This window comes from Marinobacter sp. LV10MA510-1 (assembly GCF_002563885.1).
In the GTDB taxonomy this organism is placed as follows: domain Bacteria; phylum Pseudomonadota; class Gammaproteobacteria; order Pseudomonadales; family Oleiphilaceae; genus Marinobacter.
This window is the reverse complement of record NZ_PDJA01000001.1, coordinates 3,889,092-3,913,386: the sequence shown is the minus strand read 5'-3', so window position 1 is coordinate 3,913,386 and position 24,295 is coordinate 3,889,092. Positions and strand designations below refer to the sequence as shown.

The following is a 24,295-nucleotide window of genomic DNA, read 5'->3' as shown; positions in this document are numbered from 1 at the left end:
CGGAAACCGGGGACAGATTTCAAATCTGTCCCCTATTCTGGAGTTTACAGCCCACCAGCGACAGATTTGAAATCTGTCCCTTATCCTCGGAATCTCTCAGCTAAGAGAAGCCTTGCGAATACGATTCTCTTCCTCGATCTGCAAGTCTACCGACGACACCGCGTACTCATCGGCGAAACCCGATTCCGGCTCTTTCAGCCACATAAAGCACAGTACCCAGCTTATAAACGCTCCAGCGGCGATAATGTAGAAAAACTGGGAGGGGGTCACAAACGTGAAGATCGTCAAATAAACCACCGCACCCACGTTACCGTAAGCGCCGGCCATGCCGGAAATCTGCCCGGTCAGGCGGCGCTTTATGGACGGGATAATACCAAAGGTAGCGCCTTCTGCACCCTGCACAAAGAACGAGGTAAACACGGTGACCACTACAGCAATGATCAGCGGCCAGCTAGAATTCAGCATGCCCATCATCGCAAAGCCCACCGCAATACCAAACATATAACTCAGCATTACAAACCGGCGGTTACCCATGCGGTCTGACACCAGGCCACCCATAGGCCGGGCAACTAGGTTCACAAAGGCGAAAGAGGCAGCCACCATTCCGGCGGCGGCAGCGCCCAGGCCCCAGGTTTCCTCAAAGAACATCGGCAGCATGGACACCACCGCCAGTTCCGCACCAAAGTTGGCAAAGTAGGTGCTGTTCAATGCGGCAACGCTGTTAAACGGGTACTTGTCGTCTTCCGGTACGCCCTTTTTCAGGATAGGAACGTTAACCCGTAGAATCTGCACAATCTGGTAGCAAACGATCAGGCAGATTACCGCGTAGGCAATAATCGCGCCGGTTACGCTCAAATAACCCATGTTCTGAATTCGCCACACCAGAATGGCCAGTACACCAATCAGCGGAATGGTCCACAGAATCAGCTTGACCATGTCGCCCCAGGTACTGACTTCCATCGCACTCGATTTACGGGGCTTGCGATGTACGGTTCCCACCGGGCCATCGGTAACCGCAAACCAGTAGTACACGCCATACAGCGCCATCACGATGGCGCTCTGGGCAATGGCCCAGCGCCAGCCATCATCACCGCCGTACATTTGCAGGGCAACGGTCGGCAGCGTCAGCGCAGCAGCGGCCGAACCAAAGTTGCCCCAACCGGCGTAGAAGCCCTCGGCAAAACCAATGTCACGGGGTTTGAACCACATGGCGGTCATGTGAATACCCACTACAAAGCTGGCGCCAATGGAACTGAGTATCAAACGGCTTACCAGCAGTTGGGTCATCGTGTTACCGAAAGCGAACGTCAGCGCCGGTATTGACATCAGCACCATCAAAATCGAAAACACCCGGCGCGGGCCGAAGCGGTCCAGTGCCATGCCCACAATAATCCGTGCCGGTATGGTCAGCGCTACGTTACAGATGGCAAACAGGCGCAAATCGTCGGCGGTCAGCCAGTTCACGCTTTTTAGCATGCTCGACGCCAAAGGCGCCATGTTGAACCACACGTAAAATGTGATAAAGAACGCGATCCAGGTCAGGTGCAGCGCTTTGATCTCTGGATTTTTAAAACCGAATATAGCAGCGACTTTCATTTAAGCCTCCGGGGGCTCGTAGTTCTTGCAGTACTAGCGGCCATCAGCAGCTAGGCAGAATAAGCAGTGGGCATTGCACCCGGCGCGCCAGAAACGAACTGACCTTGCCGAATGTCATGTAGTCCAACTCATCCACGAAATAAGTCAGTGAGCGGGCAATAAAACCGCCGTCGGGCTCTTCACTGTGGCGGGCAATCACCAGCATGTTTGGCTGCACTTTACTCTCGGCTGCGTAGAGCAACATCTTGCGGGCATCTCCCTCAAGCAACAGGGAGTCGGCACTTATGCCTTCCTTGACGCACATTTCCAGAGCTTCTTGCAGGGCCTTTTTCAAACTGGCCAGCTCTTCCTGAAACAAGTCCTCGTTGCTTGCGCTTATGTCCCGCGGGTTCTCGGCCACGGCAACCAGGCTAAGGGTAGGCTTGAGCTCGTGAAACATGGTGATGGTTTGTGCCAACGCCAGTTTGGCGTTGCGCGAGCCATCGTAGGCGATCATTATTTTCATAAGGCGTTTTCCGGCGAATTCATCGGCACCGTTACAGGCGTTGCGGTGATCTATGAGTGTATTAGCCCACACTTAACAGTCGCTTATAATTGACGTATATCAACGTTAATGGCGCCTACCCCACCAGAGAAATCAAGACTCTATCACCCTGCACCTATTGCCACGCAAAAGCCTACCCCACGGCTCCCCAGCAGGAGGTACCCCTGATGCCTCGGCCCCAAAATTTATGATTTTGGTAACATCTGCACATGGTAAAAATTTGTTTAAATGAGGCCGCGGCGTGCAAAAAAACCGCTTTCAATCCCATCATCAAGCGCTGAAAATGCCGCTTGAGCCGGAGCTCGCACCAAAAACATTGGCATACCTTTTGGGTGCCTTTGCGCTACTGCTTTGTGGGATCAGCGGATTAATACTGGAAAACCGATTGCACCTGCAGGCAAACACCCTGAGCCTGACATTGGGGCTGGCTGTTTTGGCAGGCTCTGCGTTACGCCTGGCGTTCGCAATAAATCTTGACCGGCGGGTAATGCTCTCGCATGTCATAGGCGCAACAGAAGTTACGCACGATGCCGGAACACCTTGCGCTCAGCAAAGCCGTCTGATGTGGCGTTTTGCAGTGTCTTACAGCGGCGTGGCTGCCAGTTTTATTGTTCTTTCGTTGTGGCTGCCGCATTATTTGGCGGAGCTGTATCAGCTTGATGTTGCTCACGCAGCGCTTACCGGCTTGCTTTGGATAATACCCGCCGCGCTATTTCATGCCCCCGCCATAAAGCTGGCGCGGCGATTCGGCGCGCGGCGAATGATGTACCACAGTCTGACCGGCATATTGATTGTGACGTTCATACTCAGCTACCCGCCCACCCATTATCAGGTGCATGGCATCGACCGCGAGATTCTCTTTACCCTAAGCCTCAGCCTGCCACTTTTTTCCATGCTGATGATTGCATTGGGCTTATGTCTTGCTCTTGGCCAAGCGACATTATCTAGCCAAATACCACGGTACTATTCTCAGTACTACTCCCAGCACCATCCCCACAAAGTAAACACGGCAGCCGCCATACTCACGATGGCCGGAGCCATTCTTGCCGGCCCGATGCTACTGGCATTCGCCGCCATCAGTGATATAACCGGCGTCTGGCAAACCAGCTTCATGCTGTTGTTTGCTCTGGCGCTGCTCACACTGCTGCGCATGCACCTGGCCATTCGCAGTGCCGAGTGCAAAGAGTCGGCCAACGCGGCAGAATCCGCCGACCTTCCGGAATTATTCAGCGGCCGTTAAAAACCCCGAACAGCGTTAGGAGAAGAGTATCGGCTTGGCAGTCGCCAAGTGGAATATCGCGGCTATCTGCACCAGCGCAAGCACCGCTGCGACGATGCGTGCGCGCTTATCAACACTGACTTTTAAAGCGAACATCCCGGCTATGATGTAACCCACCAGCAAGATTATCTTGGCTGTTAACCAGCCGTGCACTAACGGCATCCACGGCGTTACAAACACTAGGCTGATAGCGCTGACCAGCAGCACCGTGTCGTTAGCGTGGGGAATCCAGCGCAAAGGCGTTTGCCGCCAACCGGGGCGGCCCACTGCATCCATCAGCAAGCGCAGTGCGAAAAGCGTCACTGTGAGATACGCGGTGAGCATGTGAATGCTTTTTAAAGTCATGTACACAGGCGGGGTTCCTTGATTTCGATGAAGTTGATTATAAACCGCGCAAAATAGTCTCTCTCGGCCCAAATCGAAGGGCAAAAGCGCGACGACAAAAACGTCATTGTACGCAGACTACTCCTATTCCGGGTATGTCATTTGAATTGGCCTTCCTTTAACATATACATAAAATACCACTATTAACGGAGATCCCCAATGGCAATTCCGACACCATCCGCCGACCGCGCCAGTATCGGTCAGTTGTTCGGTTACCCTTTTCGCATTTTCTTCCTGTCTATGGCCCTGCTGGTTGTTGTTGTGTTGCCGGTATGGGTGCTCCAGGCAACAGGCACCCTACAACTGCCACTAGCCTTGCCCGGGGTGCTATGGCACCAGCACGAAATGCTGTTCGGGTTTCTGACCGCCGCTATTGCGGGCTTTCTGCTAACGGCCGTGTGCACCTGGACGCAGACCGATCGCATTCATGGGCTGCGTCTGGCTCTACTGTGGGGTGTGTGGCTTGCTGGCCGGCTATTGCTGGCCTTTGGCGGTGATCTTCCGGTTTGGCTGGTTCAGGGTGTGAACCTGGCCTTTCTGCCGTTAGTGATGCTCGATGCGGGCTGGCGTGTCTGGCACGCGCGGCAGAAACGCCAACTGATGATACTGGTGGTACTGGGCCTCTTATGGCTGATGCAAATCGGCTTCGTTGCCCGTCTTGATCCGGTTTACAGCTACGGTGCGCTGCTGATGGGCCTGGCCCTGATCAGCATTGTTGGCGGGCGTATCACACCGGCCTTCACCAGCGGTTATCTAGGCCGCCAGGGACTGAGCCCTACGCTGGTGAAAAATTCAGCCAAACTGGATATGGCCAGCGTATTTGCGATGATTGTGCTGCTGGCAACACTGGTGAGCGGCTGGCGCACCCTTGCTGGAGTGATGGCCATCGTTGCCGCTGGTATTATGCTGGTGCGGCTTTACAATTGGAAAGGTTGGCTGACCCATAAAGAACCGCTGTTATGGGTGTTACACCTGTCGATTCTGTGGGTGCCGGTGGCGCTGGTTCTGTTGGCGGGCCATCTGTTATTGGAATGGCCTTCAAACGCCTGGGCCCACGCTGCGGGTGCTGGCGCCATTGGCTGCCTGATATTTGGGGTTATAGCACGGGTAACCCTGGGCCACACCGGCCGGCCGCTGGTGCTGCCACGGGGCATGGTAACCGCCTTTGTATTAATCCAGCTGGCCGCGGTGGCACGGGTGCTGACGGCCTTCAATATTCTGGGCTGGCACGCCGGTATTGGCGTCAGCACTCTGCTATGGCTGATCGCCTTTGGTGTCTTTCTGTGGCGCTACACCCACATATTGGCTAGCCCACGGCCAGACGGTAAAATCGGGTAAACATTGCGCAAATTTTGTAATTATCCACTAATGGTCAATAGCATCAGGCGAATTTCGAGCTAAAGTTATAGGAAATCATCTTGCGAAAGAGACACCGGCACTATGGATTCCAACCCCTACCCCAACACGTTTAGCAAACAAGACCTGATCGACTGCGGTCACGGTGAATTGTTCAAGGGCGCTGGCATGCGCCTGCCCATTGATGAAATGCTGATGTTCGACCGCATCACCCACATTGGGAGCGAAGGCGGGCTTTACGGCAAAGGTGGCCTGACCGCAGAGCTGGATATCAATCCGGACCTGTGGTTCTTCAAGGTTCACTTTGACAGCGATCCGGTTATGCCGGGCTGCCTGGGCCTTGACGCCATGTGGCAGCTGCTCGGTTTCTACCTGGCATGGACAGGTGGCCGGGGCAAAGGCCGGGCGCTGGGTTCCGGTGAAGTGAAATTCTTTGGCCAGGTTCTTCCTAATGCCAAAAAAGTCACTTACCATCTTGATTTCAAACGTCTTATAAAGCGCAAGCTAACCATGGCTATCGCTGATGGCCGAATGGAAGTGGACGGCAAGGAAATTTATATGGCCAAAGACCTACGGGTAGGCCTGTTCACCTCCACCGACAACTTTTAGGAGTGACTGACATGCGTCGCGTTGTAATCACCGGGATGGGCATTGTGTCCAGCCTTGGAACCGACTTAAAGGCTGTAACCAAATCACTGCGGGAAGTGAAGTCCGGTATCGGCTTCAGCGAAGAAGCCCGCGATAACGGCCTACGTAGCCAGATTTGCGGTCAGATCAACCTGAATCTTCCAGAATTGATTGACCGCAAGTTGTGGCGTTTTATGTGCCCGGCTTCCGGCTACGCCCACCTGTCTACGGTAGAAGCCCTGGCCCAGTCTGGCCTGACCGACGAGCAGATCCGCGCCAACACCACCGGCGCCATTTTCGGCACCGGTGGCGCATCTACCGTGGAGCTGATGGACGCCATCGACACCCATCGTGCAAAAGGCATTCGGCGGGTTGGCCCTTACCGGGTACCACGCACCATGGGCAGCTCTATCAATGCCAGCATTACAACGGCGTTCGGCATTACCGGTGTTAACTACGGCATTACGTCGGCCTGCGCCACCAGTACCCACGCGATTGGCCACGCGGCGGACCTGATTGCCATGGGCCGCCAGGACGTGATGCTGGCCGGCGGTGGCGACGATATCCACTGGAGCCTGAGCATGTTGTTCGACGCCATGGGCGCGCTGTCCACCAAGTACAACGACACCCCGGAAAAAGCGTCGCGCACCTACGATGCCAACCGCGACGGTTTCGTGATTTCTGGCGGCGGCGGCACCCTGGTGCTGGAAGCTCTGGAGCATGCACAAGCCCGCGGCGCCAACATTTTGGCGGAAATTGTCGGCTTTGGCGCAACCTCTGATGGCGCTGATATGGTCGCCCCCAGCGGCGAGGGTGCAGTACGCTGCATGCAGCAGGCGATGAAAAACATCGACGGCGACATCAGCTACATCAACACCCACGGCACCAGCACACCGGCCGGCGACATCACCGAGCTGAAAGCTATCAAGCAGGCCTTTGGTGACCGCATTCCGCCGCTGAGTTCTACCAAAGCACTGAGCGGCCACGCTCTGGGCGCGGCAGGCGTGCACGAAGCCATTTACAGCCTGATCATGCAGCGTGAAAGCTTTATTTGCCCATCTGCCAACATCGAAAATCTGGATGAAGGCGCAGAAGGTTACCCGGTCGTGCGCGAAGTGCGCGAAAACCAGAACCTGGAATATGTGATGAGCAACAGTTTCGGCTTTGGCGGCACCAACGGCAGCCTGGTGTTTAAAAAGTTCTAAGCTCGATTCAGGAAAACCTGACCGAGCGGTATTCAGCCGGCGACGAGCCCATCCAACGCTTGAACGCCCGGCTGAATGCACTCAGTTCTGAAAACCCAAGCTGTTCGGCAATTTCTACCAGCGGCTTGGTTTTATCCTGCATGTAAGCCAGCGCCCGCTTGCGGCGAACGTCCTCCAATATACGTGCGAAGGTCAGCCCTTCCGCTTTCAATTTTTTATGCAAGGTATAGCGGCTCATGTGCAGCTGCGACGCAACCACCTCTACACCTACCTTTCCTCTGGCCAGCTGGCCGTCAATCAAAACACGCACGCGGATACTCAAAGATGCCCGCGCAGCCTGCTGCTGCCCGTTTACAGCCATGAAACCCCTCCCGACTCAGAATTTATTGTCATCTTTTAAAAATTCGGTGGTGAAAGATAAACCATCAAAGCATTCAGCGTACAGATGTTAGCTGAAATTAATCCATAATACCCTTGAGCGAGGTCAACTGAAATTCTGATTGGCTCGGGCACAATAGTGCGCTCGCTACGCTTGACAAGCGCCCTATCCTCCACATATTCATCCCGGAGCCCGTTATGAATACCCCTGAACTGCTTGCGCCCGCCGGCACCCCCGAGCACCTTGAAACCGCCTTTGCCTATGGCGCCGATGCGGTTTATGCCGGCCAGCCACGCTATTCACTGCGGGTTCGCAACAACAGTTTCAAGAACGCAGCCGACCTGGGCGCTGGTATCGAGCGCGCTCACAGTCTGGGCAAGCAGTTCTATCTGGTCTCTAACATTGCACCCCACAATGACAAGGTTCGTTCCTATCTGAAAGATCTGGCGCCGGTAATAGAGCAAAAACCCGATGCGCTTATCATGTCCGACCCAGGTTTAATCATGCTGGTAAAAAAGCAGTGGCCAGACCAGCCTATACACCTGTCTGTCCAGGCCAACGCGGTAAACTGGGCAACAGTAGAATTCTGGCACAGCCAGGGCATCAGCCGGGTGATTCTGTCACGGGAACTGGCACTGAACGAAATTCGCGAGATTCGCGAGCGGGTGCCGCAGATGGAACTGGAGGTGTTTGTACACGGCGCTCTGTGCATGGCTTACTCCGGCCGCTGCCTGCTGTCGGGCTATATGAACCACCGCGATGCCAATCAGGGAGCCTGCACCAACGCCTGTCGCTGGAACTACAAACCGGTGGCACACAGTCACGATCAAACGGGCGACCTGATCGCCTGCTCTTCTGACAACCCTGTGCAGGAGGCTTTACCCAGGGAGATAGAGCCCAGAGAAATTCTGCTGGAAGAACCCAACCGTCCCGGCAGCTTAATTCCCGCTTATGAGGACGAACACGGCACCTACATCATGAATTCCCGCGATCTGCGCGCGGTTCAGCACGTGGCCGCCCTGTGCGAAATGGGCGTGCACTCTCTGAAAATTGAAGGCCGCACCAAAAGCACCTACTACGTAGCACGCACTACACAGGCCTACCGCCGGGCCATTGACGAAGCTGTGCAAGGCAAGCCTTTTGACATGAGCCTGATGGACGAGCTCGAAGCCCTGTCGAACCGCGGTTACACCGAAGGGTTCCTGCGCCGCCACCTGCCCCAAGAATATCAGAGCTACGAGCAGGGCTCGTCCTATCTCGGCAGCCAGCAGGTGGTGGGCGCCATCGCCGACGCCAACGACCAGTGGCTTACCATCACTGTAAAAAATAAATTCTCCATCGGTGACCCGCTGGAACTGGTCACCCCCAGCGGCAACCTGCGATTCACCCTGCCTGCTATGGAAAATCTGAACGGCGGCGCCGTGAATTGCGCCCCCGGCAGCGGCCACATCGTGCGCATTCCTGTGCCGCCAAACACTCCGGCGCAGCTTGCTCACAGCTATCTGACACGTATCCTGCCGAATGGCACGCAAGGCTGAACTGCACGTATAATAACTCGAACTAAACACAACCCAGACGCGCAACCCGCTTTAAAAGCAGTTTTCGGTATAATATATTTTTCCTCGATTTAATACCTGACTAAATTAGTCTGGTATTGTACAATCAGCATCAACAAGCAACAGATCAGCCCTGCAACTTTCGCGGTTGCTGGCAAACTAAAGGGCATCACAGCCCACGATAAAAGAACACGGAGCGACGATCATGGCGACCACAGACAAAGAGGTAAGAGAACTCATCAAACGGGACTACGAACACGGGTTCGTAACCGAGATTGAGTCAGACACCTTTGAGCCGGGCCTCAATGAAGACGTAATTCGCCGTCTTTCTGAACTCAAGCAAGAGCCAGAATTCATGCTGGAGTGGCGCCTGAAAGCCTATCGTCGCTGGCTCGAAATGGAAGAGCCAGACTGGGCTCACGTTGATTACCCAAAGGTAAAATACAACGAAATTTCCTATTATTCCGCGCCCAAACGCCCGGAAGATATGCTTCAGAGCCTCGACGAAGTCGATCCTGAGCTGCTGCGCACCTATGAAAAACTGGGTATTCCGCTGCACGAAAGGGCCAAACTAGCCGGCGTTGCAGTAGATGCGGTCTTCGACTCCGTCTCTGTAGTCACCACCTTTAAAGAACCACTGGAAAAAGCAGGCGTTATCTTCTGCCCGATTTCAGAAGCGATTCAGAAATACCCGGAGCTGGTGAAAAAGTATCTGGGCAGCGTGGTTCCCGCCGCTGACAACTACTTCGCCGCGCTGAATTCGGCGGTATTCTCCGACGGCTCCTTCGTGTACATCCCCAAAGGTGTGCGCTGCCCGATGGAACTGTCGACCTACTTCCGCATCAACGCTGCCAACACTGGCCAGTTCGAGCGAACCCTTATTATCGCCGACGAAGGCAGTTACGTCAGTTATCTGGAAGGTTGCACTGCACCCATGCGCGACGAAAACCAGCTGCACGCTGCAGTCGTCGAACTGGTGCTGCTAAAAGACGCCCAGATCAAATACTCTACGGTACAGAACTGGTACCCCGGCGACGAAAACGGCAAAGGCGGTATCTTTAACTTCGTCACAAAACGCGCCGCCTGCATCGGTGACAACTCCAAAGTGTCCTGGACCCAGGTCGAAACCGGTTCAGCCGTCACCTGGAAGTACCCCAGCTGCGTACTGCGCGGCGACAACAGCGTCGGTGAATTTTACTCAGTCGCGCTGACCCACAACTACCAGCAGGCCGACACCGGCACAAAAATGATTCACCTGGGCAAAAACACCCGCAGCACGGTGATTTCCAAGGGTATTTCTGCCGGTCGCAGCTCAAACACCTACCGCGGCCTGATCAAGTTCAACCCGGGAGCCGAAGGTGCACGAAACTTCACCCAGTGCGACTCCCTGCTAATTGGTGACCGCTGCGGCGCCCACACTTTCCCGTACATAGAAAGCAAGAACAAGTCGGCCATCGTGGAGCACGAGGCGACCACGTCAAAAGTCAGCGACGAACAGATGTTCCTCTGCCGCCAGCGCGGTATTAACGCGGAACAGGCTGTATCCATGATCGTCAACGGCTTCTGTAAAGAAGTCTTCAAAGAGCTGCCCATGGAGTTTGCGGTAGAAGCCGGCAAACTGCTTGAAGTCAGCTTGGAAGGCTCGGTCGGTTAAGCTTTATAGAAGCCCAAAATTTGATTAAAACGAATTCAAAAGCTTAAAAGAGAGAAATTACACATGCTGAGCATCAAAAACCTGCACGCCTCCGTTGAAGGCAAACAGATTCTCAAAGGCATCAACCTGGAAATAAAAGCCGGCGAAGTTCACGCCATCATGGGCCCCAACGGCTCCGGCAAAAGTACCTTGTCGCAGGTGTTGGCAGGCAATGAAGCATTTGAAGTCACCGAAGGCGACGTTACCCTCAACGGCGACAACCTGCTTGAACTGCCCACCGAAATGCGTGCCCGCGAAGGTATTTTCCTGGCGTTCCAATACCCGGTTGAAATTCCCGGCGTCAGCAACCTGCAGTTCCTGCGCACCGCCGTTAACGCCATGCGCAAGCACCAGGGCAAAGACGACATGAACGCCGCTGAATTCATGAAGCTGGCCAAAGAGGTCTCCAGACAGGTCGACCTGGATCCCGCCTTTCTCAAACGCGGCGTGAACGAAGGCTTCTCGGGTGGAGAAAAAAAGCGTAACGAAATAATGCAGGCGCTGTTGCTGCAACCAAAATTCGCCATTCTTGACGAAACTGACTCCGGCCTTGATATAGACGCCCTGAAGGTCGTTTCCGACGGTGTAAACGCCTTACGTGCTCCCGATCGTGCCATTCTGATGATTACCCATTACCAGCGCCTGCTGGACCACATAGTTCCAGATTACGTACACGTGCTGGCTGATGGCAAAATCATCAAATCAGGCGGCCGCGAACTGGCTCTGGAACTGGAAGAAAAAGGCTACGGCTGGCTCGGCGTCAAAGATAACGTAACTGCCAGCCACTGATCAGGAGGTCGCGACATGAAATCTGCATCTACGCTTTCCAGCGCCTTTCTGCAATCGGCGGGTCAAGCTCTGCCCGAGCCACTGCTGGCGCTGCGCGCTAACAGAGCCAGCGCTCTGAAGGATTTGCTGCTGCCCACGCGCAAAACTGAAAACTGGAAGTACTCGGCCAAGCATCTGAAACTGACCGATGAAATGGCCAGCTCCTTGCCGCTGAGCGCCAGTGCCGGCGCCGAGGCCGACATTCAGGGTTACACTGTGGTGCTGGTAAATGGCGTTGTGCGCCCCGAAGCCAGCAACTACCCAGCGCTGGAAGGCCTGAGCATAAAGCGCTTCAGTGATTTGAACGGCGATGACGCCGAGCTTGCCGCTGACCTGCTGGGCAAATCCATCAGCGATCAGCCGGCAAAACACGGTTCAATAAACCTGTCACTGCTGAACGCTGCGCGCTTTGAAGACGGTCTGCTGATCCAACTGCAGCCCGGCACCGTGCTGGACCAACCGCTGTTTGTAATTCATCACACCAGCGCCAGCCACAGCGGGTCTGCCTTTCCTTGTATTCTGGTAGCCGCAGGCAGCAACAGCCAGCTCACCCTGGTGGAAGATTATGTTTCCAGCGGCGAAAGCCCGGTGATGGTCAACACCGCCACCGAGTTTAGCCTGGGCGATGGCGCCAATGTCACCAGTGTGCGCCTGAATACCGAAGGTCAGAATGTGCAGCACATAGGCACCACCGGCGTGCGCCAACAGCGCAACTCGCGTTTTGCAAGTCACAGCGTTGGCTTTGGTGGCACCTTGCGCCGTCACGACCTGCACGTTCGCCTTGAAGGCGAAGGTGCCGAGTGTAAACTCAATGGCGTGGTGGTTACCCAAGGTACCCAGCATTACGACAATCACACCACCATTGAACACATTGCGGCCCACTGCAACAGCGAGGAAAGCTATCGCAACATTGCAGCAGATAAATCCCACGCTATTTTTAACGGCCGTATACACATCCATCAGGATGCGCAAAAATCCAACGCCAACATGAGCAACAAAAATCTGCTGCTCACCAACGGTGCGGAAATCGACACCAAGCCAGAACTGGAAATTTACGCCGACGACGTAAAGTGCGCCCACGGCGCGACCATCGGCCAGCTTGATAACGAATCCATATTTTATCTGGTGTCCCGTGGCCTTAGCCCCCGCGATGCAAAAGTTCTGCTGACCATGGCGTTTATCAATGAACTGGTGGCCCAGATTCCGGTGGAGCAGGTGCGTGACACCGCCAACACCGGACTGAACCAGTTCTTCGACCAGGCATTCCAAGAGGTATAACCGGTTATGAGCACTTTGTCCGTGGCCAAAACCACCCAACCGCTGTTTGACGTACACGCGGTACGCCGGGATTTTCCCATACTGTCGCAACAGGTAAACGGCAAACCGCTGGTGTATCTGGACAACGGCGCTTCATCACAACGCCCGGAAGCGGTGTTGCAGGCCATGGACAGCTATTATCGGGAAATGCACTCCAACGTTCACCGGGGCGCCCACACCCTGGCTGACCGTGCCACTACCGCCTTTGAAGGCGCGCGCAAGAAGGTCCAGCAGTTTTTAAATGCGCCCAGCGCACGGGAAATTATCTGGACCCGCGGCACCACCGAAGCCATCAACCTGGTGGCCAACGGCTTGGCTCCGCTGCTTAAACCGGGCGACGAAATTTTGCTGAGCCAGATGGAGCACCACGCCAACATCGTGCCCTGGCAGATGCTGGCAGAGCGCACCGGTGCCAAGGTACTGCCGATTGATGTAACGCCGGAAGGCGAGCTGGACATGGACTCGTTTCACTCACTGTTGAGTGAGCGCACCCGCATTCTGGCCATCACCCACGTGTCCAATGCGTTAGGCACGGTGAACCCGGTGGCTGACATGGTAGCCAAAGCCAAAGCACAGGGCGTAATCACCCTGGTCGATGGCGCCCAGGCCGTGGGCCACTTCCAGCCCGATGTGCAGGCGCTGGATTGCGACTTTTACGTGTTCTCGGCCCATAAGCTGTTTGGCCCCACCGGTATTGGCGTGCTTTATGGCAAAGCCGAGTTGCTGGAAGCTATGCCACCCTGGCAGGGCGGCGGCGAAATGATTGAACGGGTGAGCTTTGCCGGCACTACTTACAACACCCTGCCTTACAAATTTGAAGCCGGCACCCCGGCCATTGCCGAAGCCGTGGGCCTGGGCGCCGCTATTGATTATTTGGCTACCCTGGATCGCAACGCAATGGAAGCGGCCGAAAACGCTCTGCTCCAGCGCGCCAACGAGCTGGTGGCTAGCGTGCCGGGTATGACCGTGATTGGCACCGCGCGCAACAAAGTGCCGCTGATATCCTTTAAAATTGACGGTCTGCACCCCAGTGATATCGGTACTCTGCTAGATCAGCAGGGCATTGCCATTCGTACCGGCCATCATTGTGCCATGCCGCTGATGGAGTATTACGGGCTTCCTGGTACAGCGCGGGCCTCGTTTGCGTTCTACAATACTCTGGAAGAAGTAGAGCAATTGTTTGCCGCCCTACAAAAAATACAGCGTTTGTTTACCTGATGGAGGTGAAATTATGACAGCCCAAGTATTCACCCCAACGATTGCGGTCACCATGACCCCCAGTGCGATTAAACACGTCCGCAAGCAGTTGGAAAAAAGGCCCGAAGCGCTTGGCATTCGTCTTGCCATCAAAAAGAGCGGATGTTCCGGCTTTAAGTACGAAACCCAGTGGGTGGAAGAGTCCGGCAGCGATGACCAGATATTTCATATCGACGGTGTAGACCTGTTTGTAAAAGACGAACACATTCCACTGGTGAACGGTATTGAAATTGATTTTGTTACCGAAGGCGTAAACTCCACCTTTGAGTTTCGCAACCCCAACGCCACCGCAGAATGTGGCTGCGGCGAAAGCTTTACAGTGGTATGACGGAGTAACAGATGCAAGAACGGGAAGTTGTACTGACCAAACGAAAAGTGGAAGCCCGCCTGGTTCCCTCCGGAACGGAAATCATGATTCCTTCGGATACCTTCGTAACCATTACCCAGTCATTGGGCGGAACCTTTACAGTGGCCGTTAATGGCAATTTGGCACGCATTGAAGGCCACGACGCCGACGCTTTGGGCAAACAGCCACTGGTCAGTAATTTTGATACTCCGGAAGACGGTACGGTAAACGAAAACCAGATGTGGGAAGCCCTGCGTAACTGTTATGACCCGGAGATTCCGGTCAACGTGGTAGAGCTGGGGCTAATCTACAACTGCTCCATCGAGCAAGAACCAGAGCACGGTAACCACATTCACATCACCATGACTCTTACCGCCGCAGGTTGTGGTATGGGCCCGGTGATTACCGAGGATGTGAAAACCAAATTGGAACACGTGCCCAACGTTGATAAAGTCACGGTAGACCTGACCTTTGACCCGCCCTGGACCAGCGACATGCTGACCGACGAAGCCAAACTGGAACTGGGGATGTTGTAATGACCACCAGCGCAACCGATTTCACGAAAAATCCGCTGGGTACCAGCACCACAATGGAAGACGTGTTTGAGGCCTTCGAGCTTTTGGACGACTGGGAAGATCGCTACGCGTTCATTATCGACCTGGGCAAACAGCTACCGCCGTTTCCGGATTCCGAACGCAACGAACAGAATTACGTGCACGGCTGCCAGAGCCAGGTATGGCTGACTCATCATTATGATGAAGCCAGCGGCAAGCTGTTTCTGCTAATCGATTCTGATGCCATTATTGTGCGTGGGCTAGCGGCGATCATCCTGGTGGCGCTGAACAATCACGAACCCCGTGAACTTCTGGCCATAGACATTGATGAGCTGTTTGAACGCCTGGATTTATTCCGCCATATTTCCCCGACTCGCGGAAACGGTCTGCGTTCGATGATCAGCAAAATCCGTGATGTCGCGTCTAAACAAGCCGCATAATCTGCGCTACCACACCACGGCAATATCGTCCTGCTGGATATTGGTTTGGCCACCATGGGCCGACAGCTTGCCGGAGGCGAATTCCGGGTGAACGTTGTTGAGTGTGATGCTGACGCCGGTTTCACTCAGCTCCGGCGTTGCGTCCAGAGCTTCAAAGTGTTGTGCACTTCGGTATACCTGCAGCGTTGCTGACGGCCGCAATCCGGAGGTAGCACCCGATTCAATAGTGGCAAGGTCACCGTCAACACGGCTGATGCGGGTCATAAACGGTTGGCAGTTCAGCGCATCCGTCACGGATTGGGCCATGTCATCCATCACCTGCGCTACTGCCTGACCATAGTCGGTTTGCTCGAAACCGGCGGAAGCAAAGCCCTTGGCGCTGCCAGGGCCAGCGTTCCATTGCGCGCGGGCACTGAAGCGCTGCTGGTACACCGGCGCCCCACTAAAACCATCATAAATCACCATATCCGCAATAAAGCGTCGACTCTGATCTACTGCTCTCACGCTACGCTTCAATTTGCCGAGTACCGACGTATTCCAGGCCGCAGGGTCAGCCACGTCCAGATCCCGTATAACCCCGCTGACCACAAACTGAGCACCCAGCTCCCGCGCCAGCTGGCGTACGTTGGTCAGCCGATTGTCGTCCTGCTGGGCTGTGGGTGCGTTCAACAAATCGTCATACATCCTCAAGCTTGTTGCCGAAAGAACCTGCACGCTGCCGGCGTTACGCAAACGGGCCTGTAACTGTTGCGGCAGCATTTCACCAGCATCATCCAGGCGCCCAACGCGGGCGTGGTCAGGGTACAACAATGGAAACCCGGTAATCGCCACGCGCTTTTTTAACGTGGACGCCGCACCTTTACCGCAACTGCTTTGCTGGGCGGTCATTTCTGCGCGCAGGGTCAGCCGCAACAGCTGGCCGCTGCGAAACTCATCCACCACCTGCACATTGCGGGCGCTGACATCGCTGGTAACGCGCAAGCGCGAACTGATTAGTACACCATTTTCAACCGTGTCGCTGTTACTGATGCGGGCGTCGTATTGCAGTGCCATATCGCGCATAGCCGCCTGCCGTGCCAGGGCGCGGGCGCTATCAATATCACCATTGTGAATGCTGGCATGGCCTACGCCCTCAACAACTGCGGCCAGCAGCGGCTGGCTGGCAAAAATCAGTGCCAGAGCACAGGCAGCGGCGATTGAAATACATTGCTGTAACCTTCGGTAGCAAGCAGTCATCGCTTAATCCAGGTAGTAAAGAGAATCGGTGTTGCCGCTGCGAACATCGCTGGCACTGTCATTTTCGCGGGGTAAGGGTAACGAGCAATAACGGGCAACCTGGGTGTCGGGCACACATGCAACGCACTGGCGAAAGCGTGGCTCCAGTTTCAATTCGACGACCGTTTCCACAACGCCGTCACTGTGTTCGTTCACAGATACGGTTTTCATACCGCGCAAATAGCTGTCAACGTAGGCTCGAAAATCATCGTTCTGCAGCACAAAATCGTTCACCGTCGCACCGCCGTAAACCACCGTAAACCACCGTACCGTAAACCCGTTCCGCCAGATTGCGATAGGCATCAAGCTGGGAGGCCCTGCGCGCCATCAGGCGCTTGCGCGTGTCCAACCGGTCTTTTGTGGCGTCTTCATAGGTGCCATAGCCGCTAACCCGCAGGGTAATCGGCGCGAAGCGGTTAGCGTCTGCGTTGCGGCCGTGCTGTCCCGTGGGCGCGCAAGCTGTCGTCATCAACAGCACCAGTAACGCGGATATAACGCGAAGTGTCATTACTAATCTCCGAAAATGCGGTTTGGCTGTTATATGAAAGAATCGGGCCAGGTTATGCAAGACACTGACTCAACTTGCATTTTTACGCAAACGCTTAAATATCCCCAGTGTAAACGGCAAAAGACCGCCGCGTCGGCGTAACCGGCAGCGGCTTGTGTGGCAGCGGCTTCTGGCCTAATCTGCGCCACAACTTCTCGATATTATGGGGACCTTTATGGACATCTACCTGGTTGGCGGCGCAGTGCGCGATCAACTGCTGGGCCTGCCAGTTAAAGACCGCGACTGGGTGGTGGTGGGCGCTACGCCCGAAGCCTTGCTAGCACAAGGTTTTCGCCAGGTGGGCGCTGATTTCCCGGTGTTCCTGCACCCCCATACCCACGAGGAGTACGCGCTGGCGCGCACCGAGCGCAAGCAAGGCCATGGCTACCACGGGTTCACGGTGTACAGCGCACCCGACGTAACCCTCGAAGAAGACCTGAAACGCCGTGATCTGACTGTTAATGCCATGGCGCAGGCCGAAAGCGGCGAGATTATTGACCCTTTCGGCGGTCGGCAGGATCTTCAAGACCGTCTGTTGCGCCACGTTTCCGAAGCTTTTGCAGAAGACCCTCTGCGCATTCTGCGCACCGCACGTTTTGCCGCCCGCTTCGCGCCCGAAGGTTTCGAAGTCCATCCCGACACTCTGCAATTGATGCAGGCCATGACCGACGCCGGCGAAGTCGGCCACCTGGTGCCTGAGCGGGTATGGCAAGAGCTTCAGCGCGCCTTGCACGAGGCTTCTCCGGTGACGTTTTTTGATGTGCTGCACAGTTGTGGCGCGCTGATTGAACTACTGCCGGAATTTGCCGCGCAGCCAGTACGCCAGCAGGCCCTGAACGCCCTGCAGCAATTACATCAAAACTTACCCGACGCCAACACAGCACAACGAGTTGCCGCGTTGTTACTGCCGCTTTCAAGTGCACAGACCAGTAACCGAGTGGCTTTGCTTAAGGCTCCAAAAGCTTGCCAAGAGCTTGCCACCCTGGCCGGCACTCTCCGCGGCTCATCCTGCATGAACAACACTGACAACCAAAATGACCTGCCCGAGCAGCTGCTGGAAGCGCTTAACGCCGCGGACGCCTGGCGCCGGCCCGAGCGCCTGCAAGAAGCGCTGCAACTGTTACGCGTTACCTTGCCTCTTCAAAACGGCCCCGACCTGCGTTTACAGCAGCTCGCCCTGCAACAGCTTGCAGATTCGGCGCAGGCGGCTGCGGGCGTGCAAGCCAAAACCTTACTAGCCCGAGGTTACCGTGGGCCGGAACTGGGTCAGGCTATGGACCAGTGCAGGCTGGAGGCCATCCGCAATGTCATACAAAAGCATTAAATCCGTCGCGCACTAAGCGGTTGGTGCTCGCCAGTCAAAGGGCTACACTGTGAACAGTTTCACCTAGGCGCGGCAAATCTGTCGCCCGCATGCTAAAAATGGAGAATGCTCATGCGTGATGTTGTCATTGTTGCCGCCAAGCGGACGGCGGTTGGCGGTTTTGGTGGGGGATTATCAACCCTGCGCGCTGACCAGCTTGGAACGGCTGTCATTAAAGCGCTGATGGAAGAAACCGGTATTGCCGGTGACCAAGTCAGCGAAGTTGTTATGGGCCAGGTGCTCACCGCGGGCTGCGGCCAGAATCCAGCGCGCCAGGCAGCTATTAACGCCGGGCTGCCGGCGACTGTGCCGGCTATGACCATCAATAAGGTTTGCGGTTCCGGCCTGAAAGCCGTTCACATGGCGGTACAGTCTATCCGCAACGGCGACGCAGAAATCGTCATTGCCGGTGGCCAGGAAAGCATGAGCCAGGCGCCCCACGTTCTCCCCAACAGCCGTAATGGTCAGCGTATGGGCAATTGGGCGTTGGTAGACACCATGGTCAATGACGGTCTGTGGGACGCGTTCAACGACTACCACATGGGCATAACCACCGAAAATATCGTTGAAAAATACGGCATCAGCCGTGAAGAGCAGGATCAATTCGCAGCTGCGTCTCAGCAAAAAGCCATAGCAGCACAAGAAGCCGGTCGCTTTGACGGCGAAATCGTGCCGGTTTCGATTCCCCAGCGTAAAGGCGACCCGATTATTGTCGCTAAAGACGAAGGCCCGCGTGACGGCACGACCGCCGAAGGCCTGTCCAAACTGCGCCCTGCGTTCAAAAAAGACGGCACAGTCACCGCCGCTAACTCCTCGACCATCAACGATGGCGCAGCCGCCGTTATGGTGTGCAGCGCTGAAAAAGCCAAAGAACTGGGCTTGACCGTACTTGTCACCATCAAAGCCCAGTCCAGCGCCGGCGTAGACCCCACTATTATGGGCACTGGCCCGATTCCGGCCAGCCAGCGCTGCCTGAAATTGGCGGGCTGGGACGTTAGCGATCTGGACCTGATTGAAGCCAACGAAGCCTTCGCGGCCCAGGCTATTGCGGTCAACCGCGATATGGGTTGGGACGTTGCCAAGGTTAACGTGAACGGCGGCGCTATTGCGATGGGCCACCCGATCGGCGCCTCCGGCTGCCGTATTCTGGTCAGCCTGTTGCACGAAATGGTGCGTCAAGATGCCAAAAAAGGCTTGGCAACACTGTGCATCGGCGGTGGCATGGGTGTGGCGCTGGCGGTTGAGCGTTAATCTAATATGCTGAATGTCGTGCTGTACGAGCCGGAAATTCCTCCAAATACCGGGAATATTATCCGGCTCTGCGCCAACACCGGTTGTAAGCTGCATCTGATTGAACCACTGGGGTTTACTCTGGAAGACAAACAGATGCGCCGGGCCGGGCTGGATTACAGCGAATACGCCAGTGTGAAAGTACACGAAAGTTACCCGGCGTTTTTAAAATCCGAGCAGCCGCAACGGCTGTTCGGGCTGACCACCAAAGGCAGTCACTACTATCATGAGGTCAGTTACCAGGACGGTGACTACCTGATGTTCGGGCCGGAAACCCGCGGCTTGCCCGCACCGGTTCGCGATGCCCTAGCCGATGGCCACCGTCTGAGAGTGCCCATGTGCGCTCACAGCCGCAGCCTGAACCTGTCGAATACCGTCGCGCTGGTGGTTTATGAAGCCTGGCGGCAATTGGAATTTTGCGGTTCTGAATAAAAAAACCCGGCTCTTAAGCCGGGTTTTTCTTGCTCGCCCAGAAAGTCAGTGAGTTTTGGGCTCACTGGTGGCTTCTGCAGCCTTCGCTTCTTCTTGCTTGCGCTGAAGCGCCTGGGCATAAATCGCGTCGAAGTTAACCGGCGCCAACATCAGTGCCGGGAAGCTACCACGGCTTACCAGGTTATCAATGGCTTCGCGGGCGTAAGGGAACAGAATGGTCGGGCAGTAGGCGCCCAACATGTGGCCCAATTGCTGAGGATCCACACCGTTTACCAGAAAAACGCCGGCCTGTTGGATTTCAACAATATAAGCGACTTTCTCTTCAATCTTTGCCGTTACTGTCAACGACAGCACAACTTCGTACTGATTATCGCTGACTTTGGAATGCCCTGTGTTCAGGTCAAGATTGACCTGCGGCTTCCACTGCTCCTGAAACACCGTTGGAGCGTTGGGGGATTCGAAAGAAAGATCTTTTACGTAAATGCGCTGCATGGCGAATTGTGGTTGGTTCTGGTTTTCATTGCCTGCTGCAGCTTGCGAATTCTCAGCCATGTTCAGTCCTTTATTATCTGTCTGGGCTAGGTTGCCCGTAAATTAAGCGGCGTGCTGTAGCGCTGGGCGGCGACACAACCCTTCGTTATTTCTTTACCAGCGGCAAATTACTGGCCTTCCAGTCGGCAATGCCGCCGCTGAGGCGAACCACATTAGCAAAACCATCAGTGTTCAGCTGTTTGACGGCCATAGCAGAATGCTGCCCCATCTTGTCGACCACAATCAGCTGCTTTTCTTTGTGCTTCGACAGCTCACTGCTACGGCCTTTCAGCGCGCTCAACGGGATATTCATCGAGCCGGTGATGCGCCCTTCGTTAAATTCTTTGCGATCACGGATATCCACCACCACCGCTTCGTCCCGGTTAATAAGGCTCACAGCGCCTTGGGCGGAAATTTTAGCGCCACCGCGGCGGGTTTCCAGCGCCAGCAGCGCCAGCAGCAAGGCAACGAATACCGACACCAGAATGTAATGGTTAACAACAAATTCAAACAAGCGATCCATGAAAACACCCTGCAAAATAATTTGGCAAGATTATACACACCCGCGGCCCTGCGCAGAAGGCAACCAGCATGGCATGGGTAAATGAAAGCGGTTAGAATCTTGAGTCTCACTCTTATCAACAACAACACACTGCCAACAACCGGAGCACGTTATGACAGCGACTCGCACGCCAACGGCACTCATCATTCTTGACGGCTGGGGCCACCGCGACCCCGCCGAAGATAATGCCATCAGCAACGCCAATACACCGTTCTGGGATAGTCTGTGGCAAAACAACCCGAAAACGCTGATTAACACCTCCGGCATGTTTGTAGGCCTGCCCAGCGGACAAATGGGCAATTCCGAAGTAGGTCACATGAATCTTGGCGCCGGTCGCGTTGTATACCAGAACCTGACCCGCATCGACAAAGACCTGAAAGACGGCGGTTTCCAGACAAACCCGGCCCTGTGCAAAGCTATCGATGCCGCTGTAAGCCAGGGCAAAGCCGTTCACCTGATTGGCCTGCTGTCGCCAGGCGGCGTCCACAGCCATGAAAGCCACATTCTTGCCGCGGCAGAAATAGCCGCAGCCCGCGGCGCTAAAGCCGTTTACCTGCACGCCATTCTGGATGGTCGCGACATGCCTCCGCGCAGCGCCAAAGCGTCATTGGAAGAAGCCACGGCCAGCCTCGCCGCACTTGGCGTTGCTCGCATTGCAAGCGTGACCGGGCGTTACTTTGCCATGGACCGCGACAACCGCTGGGACCGCGTAGAAGCAGCCTACAATGTGATGGCTCTGGGTGAAGCTGAATACGCCTGCGATGACGCGGTAGCCGCTCTGGAGCAGGCTTACGAACGCGACGAAAATGACGAGTTTGTAAAACCAACCCGCATTCAGGCCGAAGGTGACACCACTGCCACCATTAACGATGGCGACGCCGTGTTGTTTATGAACTTCCGCGCAGACCGTGCCCGCGAGCTGACGCGCACCTTTGTTGACGCTGATTTTGACGGCTTCAAACGCAAAAAAGTGCCCCAGCTGGCCGACTTTGTCATGCTCACCGAATACGCCGCCGATATAAAAGCCAGCTGCGCCTATCCGCCAGCAAAGCTCGTTAACTGCCTGGGCGAATACCTGGCCAACGCTGGCAAAACCCAGCTGCGAATTTCGGAAACCGAAAAATACGCCCACGTTACTTTCTTTTTTAACGGCGGCCGCGAAGAGCCATTTACCGGGGAAGACCGCATTTTGGTGCCATCTCCAGACGTTGCCACCTATGACCTGAAGCCGGAAATGAGCGCTCCGGAAGTCACAGACAAACTGGTTGAGGCCATTAAAAGCGGCAAATACGATCTGGTCATCTGCAACTACGCCAACGGCGACATGGTTGGCCACACGGGCAAGCTGGACGCTGCCATCAAAGCGGCCGAATGCCTGGACGCCTGCGTAAAGCGCGTTGTAGAAGCACTTGCGGACGTGGGTGGCGAAGGCCTGATAACCGCTGACCACGGCAACTGCGAGCAGATGCAAGACCCGGTATCCGGCCAGGTACACACCGCCCACACCATTGGCCCTGTGCCCCTGGTATACACCGGCCCAAAACAGATAATGTTGAACGACGGTGGTGCCCTGAGCGATGTGGCGCCTACGCTGCTAGCACTAATGGGCGTGGCTCAGCCCAACGAAATGACAGGCCACAGCCTGGCTGAGATCGGTTGACTGTAAACGGACAAGCTACCATGTTGCGCGCGCTACTGGTTTTACCTGTGCTGCTACCCATGTTACTGGTGCTGGCTTTTGCCAGCGCAGCCCCGGTAGCCGCACAGCAAGCAGCTTCTCAACAGGTAACTCCGGCCCAGGTTGAAAAGCTGAAAAAGCAGATTGGCGCCATTAATCAGTGGTTGACCAAAGCGGAGAAAGACCGCTCGCAACTGCAACAACAGCTGACCGGTCTGGAACGCAGCATCAGTGACCTGACCCGAGAATCTCGCGACCTGAAGCAGCAGGCCACCAGCCAGCAAACACAGCTGGCAGAACTGGAAACCCAGCAACAGCAGTTGACTCTTATCCTTAACGGCCAGCGCGAGCAGTTGAAGAAACTGCTGCGCCAGGCTTGGATGGAAGGCGACGCCAGCGCCTTGAAAGTACTGCTCAACGAAACCGACCCCAATAATATTGCCCGCACCCTCACCTATTACGAATACCTGGGCAATTACACAGTCGGCCAGGTACAGGCTTTTCAGGCCAGCCTCGCAGAGCTGAACCAAACCCGCGCGCAAATGCAGAACACCCGCGCCAGACTGGCCGCCACCGAAGCCGATGTCGAGCAACGCCAGCAGAAACTGGCGCAAACCCGTAAACAGCGCGAACAGACACTGGCAAGCTTGAACGCAGACATCGGCCAGCGCCGCAGCGAACGCGACGAACTGGCCGCCGATCAAAAGCGCCTTGAGGCCCTGTTAAAGGAAGTGCAACAGGCCATTACCAGCATACCTGCGCCAAATGCCAACCAGCCCTTTGCGAAACTGCGCAAAAAAATGCCCTGGCCCGCTGCCGGAACCGTAGCCAGCCGCTTTGGCGAAACCTATGCCGAAGGCAAACTACGCCGTAACGGCCTGCTAATGCACACCGACACAGGCGCCGAAGTCCACGCCATTCACTACGGTCGTGTTGTATTCGCCAATTGGTTGCGTGGCTTTGGGCTACTAACCATTATTGACCACGGCGATGGTTATATGACTTTATACGGCCATGCCAGCAGCCTTTACACCACGACCGGGGACTGGGTAGATGCCGGCGAGGCCATTGCTCAGGCCGGCCAGACCGGCGGCACCGACAAAACCGCGCTGTATTTTGAAATACGCCACAACGGCAAGCCCGATAATCCGTCACGCTGGCTGGCCGGGCAACCGGCCAAACCCGGCAAGAGCTGACAAACGCCAGCGCTCCCGCCATACTGTGGCGAATTAGCGGCAACCCGCCAACTAGCGGCA

The 24,295-nt window shown here is 55.6% G+C and carries 26 protein-coding genes; 17 read left to right on the top strand and 9 right to left on the bottom strand.

Features of this window, described 5'->3' with window-relative positions:
• Window positions 1-96: 96 nt before the first annotated feature.
• Window positions 97-1,596 carry an MFS transporter gene (locus tag ATI45_RS18885; protein WP_098421147.1) on the bottom strand — a complete coding sequence of 500 codons (1,500 nt, stop codon included), beginning with the start codon at window positions 1,594-1,596 and terminating at the stop codon, window positions 97-99.
• A gap of 43 nt (window positions 1,597-1,639) precedes the next feature.
• Window positions 1,640-2,101: a universal stress protein gene (locus ATI45_RS18880; RefSeq protein ID WP_098421146.1), complete on the bottom strand. Its 462-nt coding sequence runs from the start codon at window positions 2,099-2,101 to the stop codon at window positions 1,640-1,642.
• Window positions 2,102-2,381: 280 nt separating this feature from the next.
• Here ATI45_RS18880 and ATI45_RS18875 point away from each other — a divergent pair, with 280 nt between their 5' ends.
• Window positions 2,382-3,380 (top strand): MFS transporter, encoded by a 999-nt coding sequence (locus tag ATI45_RS18875; protein ID WP_098421145.1) that lies wholly within the window; start codon window positions 2,382-2,384, stop codon window positions 3,378-3,380.
• Between the two features lie 15 nt (window positions 3,381-3,395).
• On the opposite strand, the gene ATI45_RS18870 is transcribed toward ATI45_RS18875, so the two are convergent.
• Window positions 3,396-3,764 carry a SirB2 family protein gene (locus ATI45_RS18870; RefSeq protein WP_179888433.1) on the bottom strand — a complete coding sequence of 123 codons (369 nt, stop codon included), beginning with the start codon at window positions 3,762-3,764 and terminating at the stop codon, window positions 3,396-3,398.
• 198 nt (window positions 3,765-3,962) lie between these two features.
• On the opposite strand from ATI45_RS18870, the gene ATI45_RS18865 reads away from it, so the two are divergent.
• The 3 genes from ATI45_RS18865 (at window position 3,963) to ATI45_RS18855 (ending at window position 6,991) form a co-directional block, all read left to right on the top strand.
• Window positions 3,963-5,141 (top strand): NnrS family protein, encoded by a 1,179-nt coding sequence (locus ATI45_RS18865; protein ID WP_098421143.1) that lies wholly within the window; start codon window positions 3,963-3,965, stop codon window positions 5,139-5,141.
• Window positions 5,142-5,243: 102 nt separating this feature from the next.
• Window positions 5,244-5,768 (top strand): bifunctional 3-hydroxydecanoyl-ACP dehydratase/trans-2-decenoyl-ACP isomerase, encoded by a 525-nt coding sequence (fabA, locus tag ATI45_RS18860; RefSeq protein WP_098421142.1) that lies wholly within the window; start codon window positions 5,244-5,246, stop codon window positions 5,766-5,768.
• A gap of 11 nt (window positions 5,769-5,779) precedes the next feature.
• Window positions 5,780-6,991, top strand: coding sequence for a beta-ketoacyl synthase N-terminal-like domain-containing protein (locus ATI45_RS18855; RefSeq protein WP_098421141.1), 1,212 nt, complete (start codon window positions 5,780-5,782; stop codon window positions 6,989-6,991).
• A 7-nt stretch (window positions 6,992-6,998) separates the two neighbouring features.
• Here the strand turns inward: ATI45_RS18855 and ATI45_RS18850 are convergent, their stop codons facing one another.
• Complete coding sequence (locus ATI45_RS18850; protein WP_007349444.1) at window positions 6,999-7,352, bottom strand: helix-turn-helix transcriptional regulator; 354 nt, start codon at window positions 7,350-7,352, stop codon at window positions 6,999-7,001.
• 215 nt (window positions 7,353-7,567) lie between these two features.
• Here ATI45_RS18850 and yegQ point away from each other — a divergent pair, with 215 nt between their 5' ends.
• The 8 genes from yegQ to ATI45_RS18810 all read left to right on the top strand — a co-directional run bounded on the left by yegQ (window position 7,568) and on the right by ATI45_RS18810 (window position 15,361).
• Complete coding sequence (gene yegQ / locus ATI45_RS18845) at window positions 7,568-8,908, top strand: tRNA 5-hydroxyuridine modification protein YegQ (RefSeq protein ID WP_098421140.1); 1,341 nt, start codon at window positions 7,568-7,570, stop codon at window positions 8,906-8,908.
• Window positions 8,909-9,131: 223 nt separating this feature from the next.
• Window positions 9,132-10,580: a Fe-S cluster assembly protein SufB gene (gene sufB, locus ATI45_RS18840; protein ID WP_098421139.1), complete on the top strand. Its 1,449-nt coding sequence runs from the start codon at window positions 9,132-9,134 to the stop codon at window positions 10,578-10,580.
• A gap of 63 nt (window positions 10,581-10,643) precedes the next feature.
• On the top strand, window positions 10,644-11,408 hold the full coding sequence (gene sufC / locus ATI45_RS18835; RefSeq protein WP_098421138.1) for a Fe-S cluster assembly ATPase SufC: 765 nt from the start codon (window positions 10,644-10,646) through the stop codon (window positions 11,406-11,408).
• A 15-nt stretch (window positions 11,409-11,423) separates the two neighbouring features.
• Entirely contained in the window at window positions 11,424-12,725 is a 1,302-nt protein-coding gene (sufD, locus tag ATI45_RS18830; protein WP_098421137.1) for a Fe-S cluster assembly protein SufD, read from the top strand.
• A 6-nt stretch (window positions 12,726-12,731) separates the two neighbouring features.
• Entirely contained in the window at window positions 12,732-13,982 is a 1,251-nt protein-coding gene (locus ATI45_RS18825; RefSeq protein ID WP_098421136.1) for an aminotransferase class V-fold PLP-dependent enzyme, read from the top strand.
• A 13-nt stretch (window positions 13,983-13,995) separates the two neighbouring features.
• Entirely contained in the window at window positions 13,996-14,349 is a 354-nt protein-coding gene (locus tag ATI45_RS18820; RefSeq protein WP_098421135.1) for a HesB/IscA family protein, read from the top strand.
• Window positions 14,350-14,360: 11 nt separating this feature from the next.
• Window positions 14,361-14,903, top strand: coding sequence for a putative Fe-S cluster assembly protein SufT (gene sufT / locus ATI45_RS18815; protein WP_098421134.1), 543 nt, complete (start codon window positions 14,361-14,363; stop codon window positions 14,901-14,903).
• Window positions 14,903-15,361, top strand: coding sequence for a SufE family protein (locus ATI45_RS18810; RefSeq protein ID WP_098421133.1), 459 nt, complete (start codon window positions 14,903-14,905; stop codon window positions 15,359-15,361). The genes sufT and ATI45_RS18810 overlap by 1 nt, the downstream gene beginning before the upstream one ends.
• Before the next feature lie 6 nt (window positions 15,362-15,367).
• On the opposite strand, the gene ATI45_RS18805 is transcribed toward ATI45_RS18810, so the two are convergent.
• Genes ATI45_RS18805 through ATI45_RS22860 form a run of 3 tightly spaced genes read right to left on the bottom strand, consistent with a single transcriptional unit; the run spans window position 15,368 to window position 17,144 of the window.
• Window positions 15,368-16,597, bottom strand: a complete 1,230-nt coding sequence (locus ATI45_RS18805) for a flagellar assembly protein FlgT (protein WP_098421132.1) — start codon at window positions 16,595-16,597, stop codon at window positions 15,368-15,370.
• Window positions 16,598-16,600: 3 nt separating this feature from the next.
• Entirely contained in the window at window positions 16,601-16,858 is a 258-nt protein-coding gene (locus ATI45_RS22865; protein ID WP_228736014.1) for an LPP20 family lipoprotein, read from the bottom strand.
• Window positions 16,842-17,144, bottom strand: coding sequence for a hypothetical protein (locus ATI45_RS22860; RefSeq protein ID WP_228736013.1), 303 nt, complete (start codon window positions 17,142-17,144; stop codon window positions 16,842-16,844). Before ATI45_RS22860 ends, ATI45_RS22865 begins: the two co-directional genes overlap by 17 nt.
• Before the next feature lie 214 nt (window positions 17,145-17,358).
• On the opposite strand from ATI45_RS22860, the gene ATI45_RS18795 reads away from it, so the two are divergent.
• The 3 genes from ATI45_RS18795 (at window position 17,359) to trmL (ending at window position 20,268) form a co-directional block, all read left to right on the top strand.
• Window positions 17,359-18,507, top strand: coding sequence for a multifunctional CCA tRNA nucleotidyl transferase/2'3'-cyclic phosphodiesterase/2'nucleotidase/phosphatase (locus tag ATI45_RS18795; protein ID WP_228706092.1), 1,149 nt, complete (start codon window positions 17,359-17,361; stop codon window positions 18,505-18,507).
• 111 nt (window positions 18,508-18,618) lie between these two features.
• Entirely contained in the window at window positions 18,619-19,797 is a 1,179-nt protein-coding gene (locus ATI45_RS18790; RefSeq protein WP_098421130.1) for an acetyl-CoA C-acetyltransferase, read from the top strand.
• A gap of 6 nt (window positions 19,798-19,803) precedes the next feature.
• Window positions 19,804-20,268 carry a tRNA (uridine(34)/cytosine(34)/5-carboxymethylaminomethyluridine(34)-2'-O)-methyltransferase TrmL gene (gene trmL, locus ATI45_RS18785; protein ID WP_098421129.1) on the top strand — a complete coding sequence of 155 codons (465 nt, stop codon included), beginning with the start codon at window positions 19,804-19,806 and terminating at the stop codon, window positions 20,266-20,268.
• 45 nt (window positions 20,269-20,313) lie between these two features.
• Here the strand turns inward: trmL and secB are convergent, their stop codons facing one another.
• The gene (gene secB, locus ATI45_RS18780; protein WP_098421128.1) at window positions 20,314-20,820 is read right to left on the bottom strand and encodes a protein-export chaperone SecB; all 507 of its coding nucleotides are present in this window, start codon (window positions 20,818-20,820) and stop codon (window positions 20,314-20,316) included.
• Window positions 20,821-20,905: 85 nt separating this feature from the next.
• On the bottom strand, window positions 20,906-21,322 hold the full coding sequence (locus ATI45_RS18775; protein ID WP_098421127.1) for a rhodanese-like domain-containing protein: 417 nt from the start codon (window positions 21,320-21,322) through the stop codon (window positions 20,906-20,908).
• A gap of 151 nt (window positions 21,323-21,473) precedes the next feature.
• On the opposite strand from ATI45_RS18775, the gene gpmM reads away from it, so the two are divergent.
• On the top strand, window positions 21,474-23,021 hold the full coding sequence (gene gpmM, locus ATI45_RS18770; RefSeq protein ID WP_098421126.1) for a 2,3-bisphosphoglycerate-independent phosphoglycerate mutase: 1,548 nt from the start codon (window positions 21,474-21,476) through the stop codon (window positions 23,019-23,021).
• A 20-nt stretch (window positions 23,022-23,041) separates the two neighbouring features.
• Window positions 23,042-24,235 carry a murein hydrolase activator EnvC family protein gene (locus ATI45_RS18765; protein ID WP_098421125.1) on the top strand — a complete coding sequence of 398 codons (1,194 nt, stop codon included), beginning with the start codon at window positions 23,042-23,044 and terminating at the stop codon, window positions 24,233-24,235.
• Window positions 24,236-24,295: the final 60 nt, after the last annotated feature.

What these genes read in the sequence shown, in the direction of transcription:
- ATI45_RS18885 (WP_098421147.1), bottom strand. Translation starts at nt 1,596, where the DNA reads ATGAAAGTCGCTGCTATATTCGGTTTTAAAAATCCAGAGATCAAAGCG.
- ATI45_RS18880 (WP_098421146.1), bottom strand. Translation starts at nt 2,101, where the DNA reads ATGAAAATAATGATCGCCTACGATGGCTCGCGCAACGCCAAACTGGCG.
- ATI45_RS18870 (WP_179888433.1), bottom strand. Translation starts at nt 3,764, where the DNA reads ATGACTTTAAAAAGCATTCACATGCTCACCGCGTATCTCACAGTGACG.
- ATI45_RS18865 (WP_098421143.1), top strand. Translation starts at nt 3,963, where the DNA reads ATGGCAATTCCGACACCATCCGCCGACCGCGCCAGTATCGGTCAGTTG.
- fabA (WP_098421142.1), top strand. Translation starts at nt 5,244, where the DNA reads ATGGATTCCAACCCCTACCCCAACACGTTTAGCAAACAAGACCTGATC.
- ATI45_RS18855 (WP_098421141.1), top strand. Translation starts at nt 5,780, where the DNA reads ATGCGTCGCGTTGTAATCACCGGGATGGGCATTGTGTCCAGCCTTGGA.
- ATI45_RS18850 (WP_007349444.1), bottom strand. Translation starts at nt 7,352, where the DNA reads ATGGCTGTAAACGGGCAGCAGCAGGCTGCGCGGGCATCTTTGAGTATC.
- yegQ (WP_098421140.1), top strand. Translation starts at nt 7,568, where the DNA reads ATGAATACCCCTGAACTGCTTGCGCCCGCCGGCACCCCCGAGCACCTT.
- sufB (WP_098421139.1), top strand. Translation starts at nt 9,132, where the DNA reads ATGGCGACCACAGACAAAGAGGTAAGAGAACTCATCAAACGGGACTAC.
- sufC (WP_098421138.1), top strand. Translation starts at nt 10,644, where the DNA reads ATGCTGAGCATCAAAAACCTGCACGCCTCCGTTGAAGGCAAACAGATT.
- sufD (WP_098421137.1), top strand. Translation starts at nt 11,424, where the DNA reads ATGAAATCTGCATCTACGCTTTCCAGCGCCTTTCTGCAATCGGCGGGT.
- ATI45_RS18825 (WP_098421136.1), top strand. Translation starts at nt 12,732, where the DNA reads ATGAGCACTTTGTCCGTGGCCAAAACCACCCAACCGCTGTTTGACGTA.
- ATI45_RS18820 (WP_098421135.1), top strand. Translation starts at nt 13,996, where the DNA reads ATGACAGCCCAAGTATTCACCCCAACGATTGCGGTCACCATGACCCCC.
- sufT (WP_098421134.1), top strand. Translation starts at nt 14,361, where the DNA reads ATGCAAGAACGGGAAGTTGTACTGACCAAACGAAAAGTGGAAGCCCGC.
- ATI45_RS18810 (WP_098421133.1), top strand. Translation starts at nt 14,903, where the DNA reads ATGACCACCAGCGCAACCGATTTCACGAAAAATCCGCTGGGTACCAGC.
- ATI45_RS18805 (WP_098421132.1), bottom strand. Translation starts at nt 16,597, where the DNA reads ATGACTGCTTGCTACCGAAGGTTACAGCAATGTATTTCAATCGCCGCT.
- ATI45_RS22860 (WP_228736013.1), bottom strand. Translation starts at nt 17,144, where the DNA reads ATGACACTTCGCGTTATATCCGCGTTACTGGTGCTGTTGATGACGACA.
- ATI45_RS18795 (WP_228706092.1), top strand. Translation starts at nt 17,359, where the DNA reads ATGGACATCTACCTGGTTGGCGGCGCAGTGCGCGATCAACTGCTGGGC.
- ATI45_RS18790 (WP_098421130.1), top strand. Translation starts at nt 18,619, where the DNA reads ATGCGTGATGTTGTCATTGTTGCCGCCAAGCGGACGGCGGTTGGCGGT.
- trmL (WP_098421129.1), top strand. Translation starts at nt 19,804, where the DNA reads ATGCTGAATGTCGTGCTGTACGAGCCGGAAATTCCTCCAAATACCGGG.
- secB (WP_098421128.1), bottom strand. Translation starts at nt 20,820, where the DNA reads ATGGCTGAGAATTCGCAAGCTGCAGCAGGCAATGAAAACCAGAACCAA.
- ATI45_RS18775 (WP_098421127.1), bottom strand. Translation starts at nt 21,322, where the DNA reads ATGGATCGCTTGTTTGAATTTGTTGTTAACCATTACATTCTGGTGTCG.
- gpmM (WP_098421126.1), top strand. Translation starts at nt 21,474, where the DNA reads ATGACAGCGACTCGCACGCCAACGGCACTCATCATTCTTGACGGCTGG.
- ATI45_RS18765 (WP_098421125.1), top strand. Translation starts at nt 23,042, where the DNA reads ATGTTGCGCGCGCTACTGGTTTTACCTGTGCTGCTACCCATGTTACTG.